We start from the raw sequence: 17,138 nt of genomic DNA on the forward strand, positions 1-17,138 counted from the left end.
TTTACCCTCATCGTAGGAGAGCTGCACAGTGACTTTGCCCCAGACCAATACTGTCATCATCCGTGCAGCCGTGCGCGACGACCTTGATGGTCTTTGCGCGCTTGAAAGCGGCAATTTCGAAAGCGATCTGATTTCACGTGCCTCCTTCTCGAGGTTCCTGCGTCAGGCCAGCGCGCGCCTTCTTGTCGCAGACGCTGGTGATGCCGATCATCCTGAAATTGTCGGGTATGGTTTGCTGTTGCTGCGCACCAATACCGTTACAGCACGGATTTACTCGCTGGCGATTGCAAAAGACTGGCGCGGCAAGGGTTTGGGCACACAGCTTTTGGCTGGCCTTGAAAATCTGGCGATGGATGCGGGATGCACGCGCATGCGCCTTGAAGTGCGCGTCACCAATGAAACCGCTCGCAATCTATACGAACGTCATGGCTATGTCCGGATTGCCGATCTTCCAGGTTACTATGAAGATGGTAGTGATGGCGTCCGCCTTGAACACGCGCTTTATGATGGCGAAAGTGCTGTCAGCCCGGCGGTTGCCACCGGTGCGCCGCTGATTTTGGTCGACCGTCTGTCGGATCAACGCTTTGCCGTATCGGGGGCACGCGTGATGCGGGTGCGCGATTATCTCGCACTTGATCACGGTGTGCGTAACCGGCGTGTGATCAACCTGTGCCAGTCCTATGAATATCTGTCGCGCGGTTATTATTGCAGCCTTCTTGCGGCCGCCCGGGCAGAGCGCGTCATTCCCGAGGCCGATGTTCTTTTGGATTTGAACTGGAAGCGCCTTCAGAAGACCGCACGTGCGGAACTCAGCCCGCAAATCATCGAGGCACTGGAAAAGTCCGGCCAGACGCCTGATCAGGCCCCGGATCATATCGATGTCTATTTCGGGCGAACCGCCAACAAGAAGTTTCGTCAGATTGGCGAACGCGCCTTTGATCAGTTCCGCTGCCCCATCCTGCGTCTGCATCTGAACAAGCAGGACCGCAGAATTTTGCGCGAAATCGAAGCCCCGTCGATCAGCCAGCTTGATGATGACAAACTTGTCGAGTTCGAGGCCGCATTGCGCGCCTATTTGCGTGGGCGCGTGCGCAAACAGGGCAACGTCACCCCGCCGACTGCCCTTGTCGCGATCCTGCATGACCCGGATGAAGTCCTGCCACCGTCAGACAAGGAGGCGCTGGCCAATTTCGTGCAGGCCGCGTCCGATCTGGGGGCGAAGGCCGAACTGATTACGGCCAAGGATTTCCATCATCTTTCGGAATTTGATGCGCTTTTGATCCGCGAAACCACCGCCCTTGATCACCATACCTATCGCTTTGCCAAGCGGGCGGTAAAGGAAGGCATTCCGGTGATTGATGATCCGGACTCGATGCTGCGTTGTACCAACAAGGTCTATTTGGCCGAATTGCTGCGCACACACCGTATCCCGGCACCCAAAAGTGCGATTTTCGATAAGCGCCGCATTCCCGACATCGCAAAGCAATTCAGCTTCCCGTCGGTTCTGAAGGTGCCGGATGGCTGCTTCTCGCGCGGGGTACGCAAGGTCAAGTCGCCAGAACACCTGAACGAAGTTGCGACCGAGATGTTCAAAAACTCCGAACTTCTCGTCATTCAGGAATATGTCGAAACCACCTTTGACTGGCGTATTGGTGTTTTGGGTGGCGAGGCCATCTTTGCCAGCCGCTATTTCATGGCACCGGGCCACTGGCAGATCGTCAAACACGAAGATGATGGCAAAAGCTATGAGGAAGGCGGGTTTGAAACCCTTGCGGTCGAAGACGCCCCTGCTGACATCGTTGCGACTGCCCTTGCCTCTGCACGTTTGATGGGCGACGGCCTTTATGGTGTGGACGTTAAGGAAACGCCCTATGGCCCGATGGTGATCGAGGTCAATGACAACCCCAATATCGATGCCGGGGTTGAGGATGTGGTTCTGGGCATGGATTTGTATCGCCGGATCATTGCGCATCTTCTTGGCAAGATCGCACGCCCGTAAGGGCCTCTGCAGCATCCCATAAAAGCAAAAGGCCGGGTTTTTACCCGGCCTTTTTGTCAATGAAGACAGCAGCTTGCAGTTTATCGCGGCCATAACGCGCCATCAGATCAAACTCGTGACGCAGGATCGGCACGGACAGACAGTCACTGCCGGTATAGGGTTCATGGTCTTCGCCAATATCGGGATCACTGACATAGACAAACCGGTCATCAAAGCCCGAAACCACCACCCAGTGCGGGATTTTATCGCCATAAATGCGGTACTGGCTGATCAGGACCAGAGCCATTTTGCCCTGTTTGGTGCGTTCTTCGATCTCGGCAATGCCAAACGGGCCGGTCGTGACCAAAATACCGGCATCAAGTGCCTGACGGGCAAAGTCGTAATGGACCAGTTCGACCACTTCGCGGTTTTTCGGTTTGCGCACGGTATCAACGAATAGCGGCCCGTCCCGGCTGCTCAGCACTTCGACATCAAAGCCGCGCTTGTGCGCCGCCAACGCCAGTCCCAGCGGGCCACAACCACCATGCCCGGACGTCATGAAGATCGTGGTGGCTTCGCGCCACAGCGCAATTTCAAGATTACGATCAAGTTCGATATTCTGATCGAGCGCATTCATCGCCATCATCAGGGCCGCCGGGCCACAGGTAAATGGCAGGGTCTGGTGATAGAAATGGATCGGCGAAGGCAAATGCATGGCATTGGGAACCAATACCTTTTCCATGCGAAGCGCATTCGAATGATCGGGATAATAATCCGGATAAAGCGCGAATTCGCGATATCCAACCGATTTGAAAAGCCGGATCGCATCCTTGTTTTTCTGGCTGACTTCAAGGCGCAGGATCGGTGTTCCGAAATCAAGGCTGAGTTCTTCGGCCCGTTCAATCAGGGCACGGCCAATCCCCTGCCCGCGCTGATCGGGTGATACCGCCATCGAATAAAGGCGCGCGAGTGCGACGTTGCTGCGAAAAATCACCAGCGCGTAGCCAACAACAACGCCCCCGTCCCTGGTGGCTTCCGCCACAGTCAGACGGGCGGTTTCACTGCCGACGAAACGTTTGAAGGCACGCCGGGTCAGTCGGTCGACTTCAAAGGACCGGTTTTCAATCTCGCACAGGGCGTCGAGATCTTCGTTCCTGGCCAGTCGAAATCTGATATTGGAAAGTTGGTCTGCGTTTGACGTCATACCGGTGCCACTTGATAAAACCATGCCAGATACAGCATGCGCGGACATATCGTCATGAAACACACAAAAGCAATAGTGCAATTTATGCGATGCTCACTGCGTTTTTTGCACAGCAACGCACCGCATAACGTGCAAATTCAAACGGCTTAGCCGCGTGCTGCAATCCGCGGTGCCAGCGGCGCCATATCATATCCGGCCTCCGCCGCGGCCTTGACGATATCGCCAACCTGCATCTGCCCGGCATTGGCCAGCGACCACAGGATGGTGCAGCGTGTACCACTGCGGCAATAGGCAAAGATGGGCTTTTCGGCGGCGGTCAGATTGGCTGCAAAGGCATCTGCATCCGCGTCCGACACATTGCCACTTGCGACGGGCTGGAAGATCGCCTTCATACCGGCAGCCTCGGCCTTGGCGGCGACTTCGGAAAATGACGGCTGCCCGGGATCTTCACCATCCGGGCGGTTGCAAATGATGGTTTTGAAACCGGCCGCAGCGATTTCGTCAATCGCAGCAAGCGGCATTTGCGGGGATACAGTCAGTTCATCACTCAGGCGTTTCATTTTTATATTCCGTTCGTCGTTGCTGGTCGCCGTGCCCACACGTCGGGCATCAACAGCACGTCTATCCAACATACCGCAGAGATCTACGGACGCCAGCATAACGTTCAAACAACAACAGATCGAACGGAATATTCCGGTTTCAAACGCCGTTTATTACCTTATTTGGAAAGCGGACAGGTCCGCAGGCCAAACAGCATGTAAAGCGGGCAGAAACGCAGTGCCGCAGTCGCCAACATGACAACACCGGCAGCAATCATCACCCAGCCATAAACGCCATACGCCATGCCACCACCTTCGGGCGCGGCAGAAACAAACGGAATGGCCAGCAAAACAACACCGGCAATCGCACGGACAATACGGTCCAGGGTTCCAACATTCGCCATAACTTCCTCCTTGGGAAAAGCTCTGATGGAGTGATTTATAACATTATAATCCAATCGATTACTTTGATACTTATCAATCGCCTCCATGCGGATCGGTACTTTGGCGGATGCCCTGTTTCGTGGCTTGCCCAATGGTTGCGTCCATGCCAAAAGTTCAAAACCCAAATGATATCAAGCTCCTCAGGAAACGCGCAGATATGAGCAACACCGCAAAAGCCGTCCCGGATTTTCCGTCATGGCATCAAACCAATCCGAATGGTGTGTTTTCAGACTGGCTGAAGGCATCCTGCGCGGATAAATGGCATGCGGTAACCCACCATGTCTTTACCGATGCCTGGGGTGATGCCGCGCTTCCCAAGGCCAATCTTGAAAACTACCTTATTCAGGATCACCGGTTTATTGATCGGTTTGTTGCCCTGCTGGCCGCGGCCGTATCGCGTGCACCAAGCCTGAAGGATCGCATTCCAGGGTGTCAGTTCCTTGCGCTGGTCACGGGCGAAGAAAACACCTATTTCGAACGATCCTTTGCCGCCCTTGGCGTATCTGATGATGCACGTGAAAACATGCCAGACTGGCCAGCAACAGCGGCATTCAAGCAACTTATGAAAGACGCCACGGACAGCAACCGTTACGCCAATATGCTGGCCGTTCTGGCCGTTGCCGAGGGCACCTATCTTGGCTGGGCGGATCGGGTCAACAAGGCCATCGCCAAACGTCCCGAGGATTTCTGGTACGCCGAATGGATTGATCTGCATATCGGGGTGTATTTTGAAAGTGTGGTTGCCTATCTGAATAGCCAACTGGATCAGGTCGGACCGTCACTGTCAGAGGAAGACCGCGCCGAATGCCTGTCCTATTTCACACGTGCAACCGATCTTGAATGTCAATTCTTTGATACGGCATGGGGACCACAAGAATGATCACAATTCGTCCGTTTGCGAACAGTGATGCCAAGGCCTTGGTCGAGATTTACCGACACTCCGTTACGGAAATTGGGCCCAACGCCTATAACCCCGAACAGGTTGCCGTGTGGGCAAAGCTGCTGCCGACACCGGAACGGTTTATCGAAATCATGACAGATGGTCGGTTCAGTCTGGTCGCGGTTGATGACAATGATCAGGTTGTCGCATTTGGCGATGTCGAGGCCGATGGCCATATCGGGTTTCTGTATGCCCTGCCCGATTTTGCGGGCAAAGGTATTGTGACAAAGCTGTACGACGCACTTGAAGCGCACGCGCGCAAACAGGATATTGGCAAGCTTTATTCCGAAGCCAGTGAATTTGCCAAATCCTTCCTGCTTAAACAGGGCTTTGGCGTTGTGGAACGCCGCGATTTCGAAGTCGCTGGCGTACCCATCCACAATTACGCAGTTGAAAAGCGCCTGCGGGCACCACGCTGAACCAAATCACTGCATCACACACAAAAAAAGGCTGCCATCCGGCAGCCTTTTTCCTAGTCGCGCAAGCCACGCTTGGCGGCCCCCAAAACACGATCGATAAACACGTCCGACTGCCCGATATAATTGACCGGGTTACGGACATGATCCCAATCCACCGGGGCGTCGGTCAGTTTTGGCAATTCATCAAACAGGTTCGATGCGTTTTCTGCCGACTTGGCAATCGCATCCTTGACCAGTTTATCCGCGGCATCGCGGCCAAGGTGATCGGCCAGCGCAAATGTTGCGGCCTCTGCCAACATCGCCCCGCGTGACAGCTCGAGGTTTTCGGCCATGCGGTCTGCATTGATTTTAAGATCCGGCACCATATCAACCGCCTGCGCAAGTGCCGCACCGGTTGCGGTAATGATCTGCGGCAAGGTCAACCATTCCAAAAGCCAGCTTGCCCCGCTTCGTTCATGATCATGGAGCTGCGCCTGGGCAAAGGTACCAAGCAGCCCGGCATTGAAGCGGGCCAGTGTCACCAGCATTTCCGCCTGCACCGGATTTGATTTATGCGGCATGGTCGATGACCCGCCGCCCTTGCCCGGTTGAACCTCAGCAATTTCGGACTGGGCCAGCAGAACCAAGTCCTGCCCCATCTTGCCAAGTGCGCCGGTTAACGCTGTTAACTGGCTTGCGAAATCAACAAGGACGTCACGCTGCGCATGCCAGGGCATATCAGCAAGCGGAAGATCAAGTTCCTCGGAAAGGTTGCTTTCGACGTCTGCGGCCTTCACCCCGATCGAGGCCAATGTACCTGCGGCACCGCCAAACGAAATCCGCAACAAATCTGATGACAGGCTATCAATCCGGTGATCAATCCGCACAAGCGGTGCGAGCCATCCGGCAGCCTTGAGACCAAAGGTGGTTGGTACAGCCTGTTGGGATCGCGTCCGCCCGATCATCACCGTTGTGCGATGGGTGTCGGCATGGGCAGAAAGCGCCTTGGCCAATTTACGAATGCGGCGACGAATGATCGCAACCGCATCGCGCAGCTGCAGGACAAGTGCGCTATCAACCACATCCTGGCTGGTGGCGCCAAAATGAACATAGCGCGCGTCTTCACCGCCAATTTCCGCCTTGAGCGCCTTAACAAGGGCTGGCACCGGCACACCGGCACTCGCCGTTCCCGCCGCAAGGCTTTCCGGATCGGGCGTAAAATCACGGCAGACTTCGGCGATGCGGGTGGCACTTTGTTCGGGGATCACACCTGCGCGCGCCTCGGCCGCGGCAAGGGCCGATTCAAAAAGCAGCATGGATGCAATCTGTGCCCGGTCATCAAACAGGGCCGCGATCTCCGGATCGGAAAACAGATTTCCAAGCAGGGCAGAGTCAAAGGGCGAAACGCTCATCAGGGTTCATCCACCGTTCAAACAGGTGTGAAATCAAGTCGATAGTGTCGCGCCAGCAACCATATTGGTCAATAACGCAAAAAGAAGCCCCTGCCCGACAACCGGCACAGGGGCACCTTTTTCAAAGATCAATCAGCCATCAGCCTTAAACAGCTTCAAGCGCAATCGCGATACCCTGACCGACACCAATGCACATGGTTGCCAATGCACGCTTGCCACCAGAACGTTTCATCTGAAGCGCAGCCGTGCCGGTGATACGTGCACCCGACATACCCAACGGATGACCAAGGGCAATCGCACCACCATTCGGGTTCACACGCGCATCGTCATCGGCAATGCCAAGATCACGAAGCGTTGCAAGCCCTTGTGAGGCAAAGGCTTCGTTCAGTTCGATCACGTCAAGCTGCTCTGTCGACCAGCCAAGACGCGCGAGAAGTTTTTTCGATGCCGGTGCCGGGCCAAAGCCCATGATGCGCGGTGCAACACCCGCAGTCGCGCCACCAACAACCCGTGCAATCGGCGTCAGGCCGTATTTCTTGACCGCGGCCTCGGATGCGATGATCAGGGCCGCAGCCCCGTCATTGACACCAGATGCGTTGCCAGCCGTAACCGAACCGCCTTCGCGGAACGGGGTCGGCAGTTTGGCAAGCTTTTCGGCCGTGGTGCCCGGACGTGGATGTTCATCCTTGTCCACGACAATGGCATCGCCTTTGCGCTGCGGAATGGTGACCGGCGTGATTTCCTCGCCCAGATTACCATTTTCCTGTGCGGCGACCGCCTTGTCCTGCGACCGGGCGGCAAAGGCATCCTGATCTTCGCGGGAAATATTGAAATCCTCGGCAACGTTTTCGCCGGTTTCGGGCATGGAATCCACGCCGTACTGTTTCTTCATCACCGGGTTGACAAACCGCCAGCCGATGGTGGTGTCATAAATTTCCGCATTGCGCGAAAATGCCGACGTCGCCTTTGGCATGACAAACGGCGCACGCGACATGCTTTCAACGCCACCGGCAATCATCAGTTCGGCTTCGCCCGATTTGATGGCGCGGGCGGCCATAATGATCGCATCCATGCCCGAACCGCACAGACGGTTGACCGTGGTTCCGGTCACTGTTTCCGGAAGCCCTGCCAAAAGCGACGACATACGCGCAACGTTGCGGTTGTCTTCACCAGCCTGGTTGGCACAGCCAAAGATGACATCGTCAACAGCGGCAAAATCCAGATCCGGATTGCGGTCGATCAGCGCCTTAAGCGGAACAGCGCCAAGATCATCGGCGCGCACCTGCGACAGGCTGCCACCAAAGCGGCCAATCGGGGTGCGGATATAATCGCAAATATATGCGTCAGCCATTTCTAAGATCCTTATTATTGCTCTTACTGCTGGTCCCCGTGGGCCTTGGCGGTACGAGCATGCAGTTCACGCAGAACCTGCAATTCTTTCTCGGACGGGATCGCAGTTTCCGCGACTTCGTCGGCAAACTCAACATCCCAACCGGTATTTTCGATGATTTCTTCGCGGGTTACGCCCGGATGGATCGAGGTCACAACGAATTGCTTGCCCTCCGGATGCGGTTCCATGATGCAAAGATCGGTGATCAGACGCGACGGCCCCTTGGTATCAACGCCGTACGATGCACGATCATTGCCACCCTTGCCGTGACCAAGCGATGTCACGAAATCGATCTTTTCGACAAAGCCACGTTTGCTTTGCTTCATCACCAAAAACACTTCGCCACAGCTGGTCGCGATTTCCGGCGCACCACCGCCACCCGGCAGACGGACTTTGGGGTTGTCGTAATCGCCGATCACGGTGGTGTTGATGTTGCCGTACTTGTCAAGCTGGGCCGCACCAAGGAAGCCAACCGAAATCTTGCCACCCTGCAGCCAGTAACGGAACATTTCCGGCACGGCGACGGTGTTCACAGCGGTTTCGCACAACTCACCATCACCGATCGACAGCGGCAGGACGTCCGGTTTGGTACCAATCGTGCCACTTTCATAAATAAGCGTAATGTCGGGCGCATGGGTCAGGCGTGCCAAGTTGCACGCAGCCGACGGCATCCCGATGCCAACAAAGCACACATCGTCGTTTTTAAGCGCACGTGCAGCGGATACCGTCATCATTTCAGTCGGGGTATATTCAACCATGATTTTTCCTCCGCTTAGCCTTTGTTTGCTTCACGCTTGGCCGCGAAATCTTCGGGACCGCCATTAATGACATGCTCTTCGAGCCAGGCCTGGAACGTTTCGCGATCACGTGCAATCGGATCCCATGCCTTATAGAACGCGTTGTCGCGCTTATAATATCCTTGGGCGTAGGACGGATGCGCCCCACCCGGCACTTCAACAATCGCAGTCACCGCCCAGTTCGGCAGCATGACGGCGTTGGGTGAAATATCGCCGAAATCATCGACGATCTCTTCGACAGTGATGATCGATTTTTTAGCGGCCAGAACGGCTTCTTTCTGCACACCGACAATACCTTCAAACAGGACGTCGCCCTTTTTGTTGGCTTTCTGGGCATGCACGACAGTGACATCCGGGCGGATCGCCGGAACAGCGGCAAGGCTTTCGCCAGTGAATGGGCATTCGATGAACTTGATGTTCGGGTTCACACGCGGCAGTTCCGCCCCGCGATAGCCCTTGAACACCGCACAAGGCAGGCCAGCCGCACCCGCGTCATAGGCATTTGCCATCGCTGCGTGGCTGTGTTCTTCGATTTCAAGCTTGGTCGGCCAGCTTTTTTCATAGGCATCGCGCAGACGGTGTAACGAGCCGACACCGGGGTTACCGCCCCAGGAAAAGATCAGCTTCTTGGCACAACCGGCACCGATCAACTGATCATAGATCACATCAGGTGTCATGCGGACCAAGGTCAGGTTCTTGATGCCCTGACGGATAATCTCGTGCCCTGCGGCGTGCGGGATCAGATGGGTAAAGCCTTCCATCGAGATGGTGTCGCCATCCTTAACGCAGGATGCGACGGCCTCTTTAAGCGACATGAAACGTGCAACCACGGCAAAACTCCTGTGGCATCAATCCAAAACATTAGAAACGCGGGGCAACTGCCCCGGCAGTGCAGGAAATTCAGGTCGATGGCTGCGACCGCCGGCTTTCCCCAAAGCAGCGGACGCAGCCATCGGGCCAGATCGACTTACACGTCGAAGAACACGGTTTCCGCGTCCCCCTGCATGTGAATATCGATCCGGTATTCAATCCCCGTCGGGGTTTCGACACGCTTGGCAATCAGGGTGTCGCGACGATCCGCTGGCACCGACTGCAAGACAGGGTCCTTGGCATTCAGATCCGCCTCATCGTCGAAGTAAAAACGGGTAAAGGCGTGAACCAGCATGCCGCGCATAAAGACGATAACGTTGACAAACGGCGCCTCGGCATCGGCAACAACACCCGGCTTTACCGTATCAAACCAGAAGCGCAGCTTGGCATCCGTGCCGGTGCCGCAACGGCCAAGCCCGCGGAAACCGGTATCAGCCACATCAATCGGCTTTTCGTTGTAATTGCCGTCGGCGTCGGCCTGCCAGATTTCGATCATCGCGTCATTGACCGGGTTGCCGTCGCCATCAAAGACGGTACCGGTAATGCGGATATGTTCACCCTTGGCATCCGGGCCGGCAACGGTCGGATCGGCGATGTCGGTAAAGTCGTATGCGTACTGGCCTGCGGTCAAGCCATAGGCGAAATACGGACCAACCGTCTGAGAGGGGGTTTCACCATAAGCCATGACTTAATTCTCCATCGGGGTGCCGTTGCGTCCACGCAGGACAATGTCGAACTGATAACCAAGGGCAAAGCCCTCCTCGGTCTTGTCGATCGAGAATTTGGCAATCAGGCGTTCACGGGCTGCTGCGTCCTCGGTGCCAAGGAAAATCGGATCAAGATCAAGCAGCGGATCACCCGGGAAATACATCTGGGTCACAAGACGGGTGGCAAAACCCGGACCAAACAACGACAGGTGAATATGGTTCGGACGCCACGCATTGAAGTGGTTGCCCCACGGATAGGCCCCCGGCTTGATGGTATAGAATTTGTAGTTGCCCTGATCATCGGTAAAGCAACGCCCCGACCCGCGGAAGTTCGGATCCAGCGGCGCGTCATGCTGATCGACCTTGTGCACGTAACGGCCTGCTGCGTTCGCCTGCCAGACTTCGACCAGGATATTGGGCTGCGGACGACCATCGGTATCCATCACCCGGCCATGCACAACAATGCGTTCGCCAAGCGGCTCGCCATTGACGACACCGTTCTTGGTCAGATCGAAATCAAGCTCACGCACAGATGCCGGGGCAAAACGCGGACCGGTGCCCTCGGTCAGTCCCGATTTGATGGCAAGCGGTGCTTGGGTCGGACCACGCAACAGGGTCGATTTGTAACCGGGTGCGATATAGGGGGCGTGGGAGCCCCAGTCACGCGGTTTAAAGGTGGACATGAGGCTTACTCTCCCTTGGGTGACGCGTCTGATGCCGCGTCGATTTCGGCATAGGTTTGTTTGGCAATGCGGAAGGCCGTATTGGCGGCGGGAACGCCGGCATAAACCGCAACATGCATCAGGGTTTCACGGATATCATCGCGTGTTGCCCCGGTATTCAAAGTCGCCCGAATATGCATGGCAAGTTCTTCTTCGTGGCCAAGCCCCGCAAGCAGTGCGATGGTCACGATGGAGCGTTCACGCTTGGTGAAGGCGTCGCTTGTCCAGACACCGTTCCAGACATTCTCGGTGATATAGCGCTGAAAACCTTCGTCGATTTCCGTAATTTTTTGGGTGGCGCGATCCACATGTGCATCGCCCAAAACGGAACGGCGGGTTTTCATGCCAACGTCATACCGGCTCTCAGACAAGGTTCTTCTCCTTGGTAAATCGGTCGATCAACCGGGTCAGCAATTCCGGGGTTTCGATGCATGGCAAATGCCCGACCCCGTCAATCAATTCGAATTCGGCATTGGGGATCATGTCTGCCGTGGCGCGTACCACATCGGGCGGCGTTGCCAGATCTTCCGATCCACAGATACATAATGTCGGCACAGCAATTTTTGCCGCCGCATCGCGCAGATCACCATCGCGCAGCGCAATACAGGTCCCGATGTAACCCTCAACCGTGGTACGCACCAGCATGTCGCGATACATCGCGGTTTCGAGAACCCGTTCCTTGCGGAAGGTCGGCGAAAGCCAGCGTTCCATGATCGCATCGCCCATGGATGCAATCCCGTCGGCCTTGATCGCCTCGATCCGGGTGTTCCAGCTGTCATAATCGCCAAGCTTGGCGGCGGTATCGCAAAGGATCAGACCCCGCACGCGGTTTGGCACCAGTTCGGTGACTTTCTGGGCGATCAGACCGCCAACAGACAGACCGCAAATGATCACTTGATCAAGGCCAAGGTAATCAAGCAACCCGATCAGATCATTGGCATGCAGCGCGACGTCATAAGGCGCATCACCAATCCCCGACAGGCCATGCCCGCGTTTGTCATAGGTCACGATGTTGAACGTTGAGGAAAGCGCATCAACGACATCATCCCAGATGCGAAGATCCGTCCCCAGAGAATTTGCAAAGACCAGTGCCGGGCCGTTTTTCGGGCCTGACTGGCTGTAATGAATGTGTGTCCCGTTGACCGGGGCGACTTGCAGACTCATTATCGTTTCCACCCTGCTTGTTTGCACTCACATTCGCAGATGGTTTTGGTTATGTAAAATGAGGAATTGCGTAATTTGCATAACTATATAATTATGCATGAACCAGCCATAAGAACATTCTAAACTGTTGATGTATAGGGCACCCATGCTTGATCAACGCATTAAATTCCGCCATCTGACCTGCTTTCTTGAGGTCGCGCGCCAACGCAGTGTCGTCAAGGCAGCCGATACGCTTTCGATCACCCAACCCGCTGTTTCCAAAACCATTCGCGAGCTGGAAGAACATCTTGATGCGCGGTTGTTTGACCGATCAAAGCGCGGCGTCACCCTGACCGACTTTGGCAAGGTTTTCCTACGCTATGCCGGGGCAAGTGTTACGGCCCTTCGCCAAGGTGTCGACAGCATCAGCCAGGTGCGCATGCAAGGCGGGCTTTCGATCAATCTTGGGGTCCTGCCCACAGTTGCCGCCAGCGTGATGCCCAACGCCATTCGTCATTTCAAAACGCTGAGCCCCGATACGACGGTCAAGGTCGTGGCTGGTCCGAACGTGATGTTGATGGGACAATTACGCGTGGGTGAACTTGATCTGGTGGTCGGACGACTGGCCGAACCCGATCAGATGTCGGGATTGTCGTTCATACATTTATATTCCGAGCATATTTCGCTGGTCGCCAGACCGGGCCATCCGTTGCTGGCCGACAAGAACCCGGACATTACCCGCATTCGCGAATTCACCGTTCTGGTGCCGCCGAAACACGCGATTATTCACCCAACGGTCGACAAGATGCTGATTGCGCATGGCATTGGTGCGATCCCCGACCGTATCGAAACCGTTTCGACATCTTTCGGGCGTGCTTTTACGCGCGAAACCGACGCGATCTGGATCATTTCGAACGGGGCTGTGGCATCCGACATTGCCGAAGGGCATCTGGTCGAACTGCCGATCGATACCAGCGATACCTTTGGTCCCGTTGGGTTGACGACCAGAATTGATTCGCCAATTTCGCCGCCGGTTGAAATGCTGATCAATGCTGTGCGCGAAGAAGCACAACGTCATCACAGTGCACAGGCAGGGGCGAAAGGATAATCATTTGGTTATGGATATGTGCTTACATATCATTATACATAACCATCACGTACCGATTAGATTGCCTTTAATTCGACATGGCTGAAATGCGCCAAACGCAAGTCATGTGATAAAAAGAAGAACAAAAACAATAACAAAAAGAACTCTTGGAAAACTTCGCACGCTAGATGCGCATCGTGGCTGAACGTTTGTCAGCGCAATGAACGCGACAAGACGTTCAAAGGAGGAAGAGAATGAAACAGATCACCAAATTGCTTGCCGGTGCAGCTGTCGCGACGATGGTGTCGTTCGGCGCACACGCACAGGAAGTCACCCTGACCGTCCACCATTTCCTGGGTCCGAAAGCACCGGCCCAGTCGAAAATGATCGAACCGTGGGCCAAGAAAATCGAAGAAGAATCAAACGGCCGTATCAAGTTTGAAATCTTCCCGTCCATGTCGCTGGGCGGCAATCCGCCGGAACTGTATCGTCAGGTCCGCGACGGCGTTGCCGACATCGTCTGGACCCTTCCGGGTTACACCCCGGGCGTATTCCCGCGCCTTGAAGTGTTTGAACTTCCGGGTGTTCACCTTGGCGATGCACGCGCAACCAACCTTGCGATGTGGGATCTTCGTGATGAATATGCCGAAGACCTTACTGACATTCACCCGCTTGCCGTTCACGTGCATGCCGGTCAGGCAATCCACCTGACCAGCAAGGAAGTCCGCACCGTTGATGACGTCAAGGGCCTGAAGCTGCGTACCCCGACGCGTACCGGTTCCTGGGTGATTGAATCCTGGGGTGCCGAGCCCGTTGGCATGCCGGTTCCGGCCCTGCCGCAGGCCATGTCGCTTGGCGTGGTTGATGGCGGTCTGGTGCCGTTCGAAGTTGTTCCGCCGCTGAAACTGGCTGAACTGATTTCCTATTCTGTTGAAGGCGAAGGCGTAAATTCACGCTTTGGCACCTCGACCTTCCTGTTTGCGATGAACAAGGACCGGTATGAGAGCCTGCCCGACGACCTGAAAGAAATCATCGACCGTAATTCCGGCCGTGATTTTGCGGCTGAAATCGGTGACGTGTTTAACGGCGTTGAAGAAGTCGGCAAGCGCATGGTCAACGAAGGCAAAGGTCAGGTCGTTCAGATCACCGCTGCCGAAAAGGCAACCTTTGACGATGCGTCTGCATCTGTTGTTGATCGCTGGATCGAAGAAGCCAATTCCAACGGCATCGATGGCGCGAAACTTGTCGAAGATGCCAAGGCCGCTGTTCAGAGCCACACCAAGTAACATCCCGACGTTGCTGGTAAATCTTGTGGGGTCACGTATCATGTCGATACGTGACCCTCTGTTCCCGCAAGAATGTTAGAGATATGAAAAACGTGCTCTACAAGGCCGCTTCGTGGCTTGCTATTGCCGGTGGCATGCTTGCCCTGCTGATCTCGATTGTTACGATCGTTAACGTGACCGCCTTTGGTCTCGACAAGATCGCCCGGCTGTTTGATGCCAACGTCCCGGCCATTATCGGCTATGAGGACTTTGTCAGCATGATCGTCAGTTCGGCGGCGTTGATGTTTTTCCCCTATTGTCAGGCACATCGCGGCCATGTCGCGGTGGACGTTTTCATCAAGATGTTTCCCGACTGGTTTGCGCGGGTGGTCGATACCCTGTCGTCCGTTCTGATGACCGCACTTGCGCTGTTCCTGGGGTATATGATGGTCAATGGCCTGATCGAAGTGCGCAGCGACAATACCCTTTCGGCAATTTTGGGCTGGCCGATCTGGCCGTTCTATGTCCCGGGCATCATTGCGATGTTCCTGTGGGCGGCAATTGCCGGAAACCAGATTTTCGAGAGAGAGGCCGATGTCTGAACGTGAATTGATCGGCCTTGGTGGCCTTGCCCTTCTCTTTGTGATCCTGGCACTGCGTGTGCCCGTCGGCCTTGCCATGGTGGGTGTCGGCATCGGCGGCAACTATGTGCTTAGCCTGTTTTTCCCGTTCCTGCGCTTTGATCCCTATCTGCAGCAGTTTAAATCCCTGTTGTACGGGATTGTGTCGAACTACGAACTGTCGGTCGTGCCGCTGTTTGTTCTGATGGGGTATCTCGCAAGTCAGGCCAACCTGTCGCGCGATCTGTTTCAGGGTGTAAATGCCATCCTTGGCCGTTTCCGTGGTGGCGTTGCCATGGCGGCCATCGGGGCGTGTGCCGGTTTTGGCGCGGTGTGTGGATCATCGCTTGCCACCGCATCGACCATGGGCAAGGTCGCCCTGCCCGAACTTGATCGGCTGAAATATTCGCCGCGTCTGGCAACCGGTACGCTGGCTGCGGGTGGTACGCTTGGCATTCTGATCCCGCCGTCAGTCGCCCTTGTGATTTACGCGGTCACGGTCGAAGCATCGATCATTCAGATGTTTCAGGCCGCCATCATTCCGGGCCTGATTGCGGTTCTGTTCTTTATGGCGGTGATTGCCATTCAGGTGCGCCTGAACCCGTCACTGGCCCCGAAACCCGAACCGATGCCAGCCGCTGAGCGCAAGGAAGCATTGCTGCGCCTGATCCCGGTGATGGTGATCTTTGGATCGATCATTCTGGGGCTCGGTGCCGGTCTGTTTACCCCGACACCGGCGGCGGGTGTGGGCGTGTTCGCCATTCTGGTCTACGGCGTCTATATGCGCATTCGTGGCAAAGGTGGCCTGACCTGGAAAGGTCTGCGCCAGTCGCTTAAAGACACCGCGATCACATCCTCGATGATTTTCTTCATCCTGTTGGGTGCAGAAATCCTCAAGGGCTTCTTTAGCCGTGCCAACCTTCCGGCCTATATGGCAGAAGCCGCCGCCACCAGCGGCTTTGATCCGTGGCTTGTCATGGTTTTGATGTTGCTTGCCCTGATCCTACTGGGCTGCTTCATGGAAAGCCTGTCGATGATTGTCGTGGTTATCCCGTTCTTCTGGCCGGCCCTTGTTGATATCAATGGCGGCGACTGGGCGACGGCGGCAACAGCGGCCTATGGCATGGGGACCGAGGATCTGAAGATCTGGTTCGGGATCCTCGCACTCATTGTCGTTGAGCTTGGGTTGATTACGCCACCGGTGGGACTGAACGTGTTTATCATTAACGCACTCGCCAAGGGAGTCCCGATGAGCCAGACATTCCGCGGTGTGATGCCGTTCTTTGGCGCCGAGATCATTCGTATTCTGCTTCTGATCTTTGCGCCGATATTAACGTTGTTTGTGCCAACGCTGCTTGGCAATTAGCGACGCTAACAGAACTCGGAAAAGCCCGCCCATCATCTTGGCGGGCTTTTCTGTTGGTGTTCGGTGGTGTAAAATCTTTTGCACAAACAATGTTTGAAAGGCGTGGAGTTTGGCAGAAGATAAGGACCATTTTCGTGTCCGATTGCAAAACGTTCTTTGGGCGACGTGGGCGCATTTCCAGAGTTGGATGTTGGTGTACGTCGCTGTCCTCGCAGCTGCATTGGTTATTATTGCTGGAATATGGGGACCCTCCATG

At 55.5% G+C, this 17,138-nt stretch carries 18 protein-coding genes; 7 read left to right on the forward strand and 11 right to left on the reverse strand.

The annotated features are described in order from the left end of the window. The first annotated feature begins 28 nt into the window (after positions 1-28). The gene (locus tag TH4_RS16895; protein WP_083997160.1) at positions 29-1,999 is read left to right on the forward strand and encodes a GNAT family N-acetyltransferase; all 1,971 of its coding nucleotides are present in this window, start codon (positions 29-31) and stop codon (positions 1,997-1,999) included. Positions 2,000-2,039: 40 nt separating this feature from the next. On the opposite strand, the gene TH4_RS16900 is transcribed toward TH4_RS16895, so the two are convergent. From TH4_RS16900 to TH4_RS16910, 3 genes are all read right to left on the reverse strand, one after another. Continuing rightward, positions 2,040-3,182, reverse strand: a complete 1,143-nt coding sequence (locus TH4_RS16900) for a peptidase C39 family protein (protein WP_064782087.1) — start codon at positions 3,180-3,182, stop codon at positions 2,040-2,042. 146 nt (positions 3,183-3,328) lie between these two features. After that, positions 3,329-3,742, reverse strand: coding sequence for a protein tyrosine phosphatase family protein (locus TH4_RS16905; RefSeq protein ID WP_064782088.1), 414 nt, complete (start codon positions 3,740-3,742; stop codon positions 3,329-3,331). Positions 3,743-3,900: 158 nt separating this feature from the next. Further along, positions 3,901-4,125 carry a YgaP family membrane protein gene (locus TH4_RS16910; protein WP_064782039.1) on the reverse strand — a complete coding sequence of 75 codons (225 nt, stop codon included), beginning with the start codon at positions 4,123-4,125 and terminating at the stop codon, positions 3,901-3,903. Between the two features lie 197 nt (positions 4,126-4,322). Between TH4_RS16910 and TH4_RS16915 the strand changes: the two genes are divergently transcribed. Beyond that, positions 4,323-5,045: a TenA family protein gene (locus tag TH4_RS16915; RefSeq protein ID WP_083997169.1), complete on the forward strand. Its 723-nt coding sequence runs from the start codon at positions 4,323-4,325 to the stop codon at positions 5,043-5,045. Next, positions 5,042-5,524, forward strand: coding sequence for a GNAT family N-acetyltransferase (locus TH4_RS16920; RefSeq protein WP_064782040.1), 483 nt, complete (start codon positions 5,042-5,044; stop codon positions 5,522-5,524). The genes TH4_RS16915 and TH4_RS16920 overlap by 4 nt, the downstream gene beginning before the upstream one ends. 53 nt (positions 5,525-5,577) lie before the next feature. Here the strand turns inward: TH4_RS16920 and pcaB are convergent, their stop codons facing one another. The 8 genes from pcaB to pcaD form a co-directional block, all read right to left on the reverse strand. Next, positions 5,578-6,915, reverse strand: coding sequence for a 3-carboxy-cis,cis-muconate cycloisomerase (gene pcaB / locus TH4_RS16925; protein ID WP_064782041.1), 1,338 nt, complete (start codon positions 6,913-6,915; stop codon positions 5,578-5,580). Positions 6,916-7,060: 145 nt separating this feature from the next. Then, the gene (gene pcaF / locus TH4_RS16930) at positions 7,061-8,266 is read right to left on the reverse strand and encodes a 3-oxoadipyl-CoA thiolase (RefSeq protein WP_064782042.1); all 1,206 of its coding nucleotides are present in this window, start codon (positions 8,264-8,266) and stop codon (positions 7,061-7,063) included. Positions 8,267-8,289: 23 nt separating this feature from the next. After that, positions 8,290-9,063, reverse strand: coding sequence for a CoA-transferase subunit beta (locus tag TH4_RS16935; RefSeq protein WP_064782043.1), 774 nt, complete (start codon positions 9,061-9,063; stop codon positions 8,290-8,292). A gap of 14 nt (positions 9,064-9,077) precedes the next feature. Next, positions 9,078-9,932 (reverse strand): CoA transferase subunit A, encoded by an 855-nt coding sequence (locus TH4_RS16940; RefSeq protein ID WP_008891894.1) that lies wholly within the window; start codon positions 9,930-9,932, stop codon positions 9,078-9,080. Positions 9,933-10,069: 137 nt separating this feature from the next. Further along, on the reverse strand, positions 10,070-10,657 hold the full coding sequence (gene pcaG, locus TH4_RS16945) for a protocatechuate 3,4-dioxygenase subunit alpha (protein ID WP_064782044.1): 588 nt from the start codon (positions 10,655-10,657) through the stop codon (positions 10,070-10,072). 3 nt (positions 10,658-10,660) lie between these two features. Continuing rightward, a complete protein-coding gene (gene pcaH, locus TH4_RS16950) occupies positions 10,661-11,362 on the reverse strand; it encodes a protocatechuate 3,4-dioxygenase subunit beta (protein WP_008891896.1) in 702 nt (233 codons plus the stop codon). A 5-nt stretch (positions 11,363-11,367) separates the two neighbouring features. Then, positions 11,368-11,772 (reverse strand): 4-carboxymuconolactone decarboxylase, encoded by a 405-nt coding sequence (pcaC, locus tag TH4_RS16955; protein ID WP_008891897.1) that lies wholly within the window; start codon positions 11,770-11,772, stop codon positions 11,368-11,370. Then, on the reverse strand, positions 11,765-12,565 hold the full coding sequence (gene pcaD, locus TH4_RS16960) for a 3-oxoadipate enol-lactonase (protein WP_083997162.1): 801 nt from the start codon (positions 12,563-12,565) through the stop codon (positions 11,765-11,767). Before pcaD ends, pcaC begins: the two co-directional genes overlap by 8 nt. A 145-nt stretch (positions 12,566-12,710) precedes the next feature. Between pcaD and pcaQ the strand changes: the two genes are divergently transcribed. The 4 genes from pcaQ to TH4_RS16980 all read left to right on the forward strand — a co-directional run bounded on the left by pcaQ (position 12,711) and on the right by TH4_RS16980 (position 16,882). Further along, positions 12,711-13,652, forward strand: a complete 942-nt coding sequence (gene pcaQ / locus TH4_RS16965; protein ID WP_008891899.1) for a pca operon transcription factor PcaQ — start codon at positions 12,711-12,713, stop codon at positions 13,650-13,652. Between the two features lie 233 nt (positions 13,653-13,885). Next, positions 13,886-14,917: a TRAP transporter substrate-binding protein gene (locus TH4_RS16970; RefSeq protein WP_064782045.1), complete on the forward strand. Its 1,032-nt coding sequence runs from the start codon at positions 13,886-13,888 to the stop codon at positions 14,915-14,917. 83 nt (positions 14,918-15,000) lie between these two features. Beyond that, on the forward strand, positions 15,001-15,498 hold the full coding sequence (locus TH4_RS16975; RefSeq protein WP_064782046.1) for a TRAP transporter small permease: 498 nt from the start codon (positions 15,001-15,003) through the stop codon (positions 15,496-15,498). Beyond that, positions 15,491-16,882, forward strand: a complete 1,392-nt coding sequence (locus TH4_RS16980; RefSeq protein WP_063086895.1) for a TRAP transporter large permease — start codon at positions 15,491-15,493, stop codon at positions 16,880-16,882. The genes TH4_RS16975 and TH4_RS16980 overlap by 8 nt, the downstream gene beginning before the upstream one ends. The last annotated feature ends 256 nt before the right edge of the window (positions 16,883-17,138 follow it).

This window comes from Thalassospira tepidiphila MCCC 1A03514 (assembly GCF_001662875.1).
In the GTDB taxonomy this organism is placed as follows: domain Bacteria; phylum Pseudomonadota; class Alphaproteobacteria; order Rhodospirillales; family Thalassospiraceae; genus Thalassospira; species Thalassospira tepidiphila.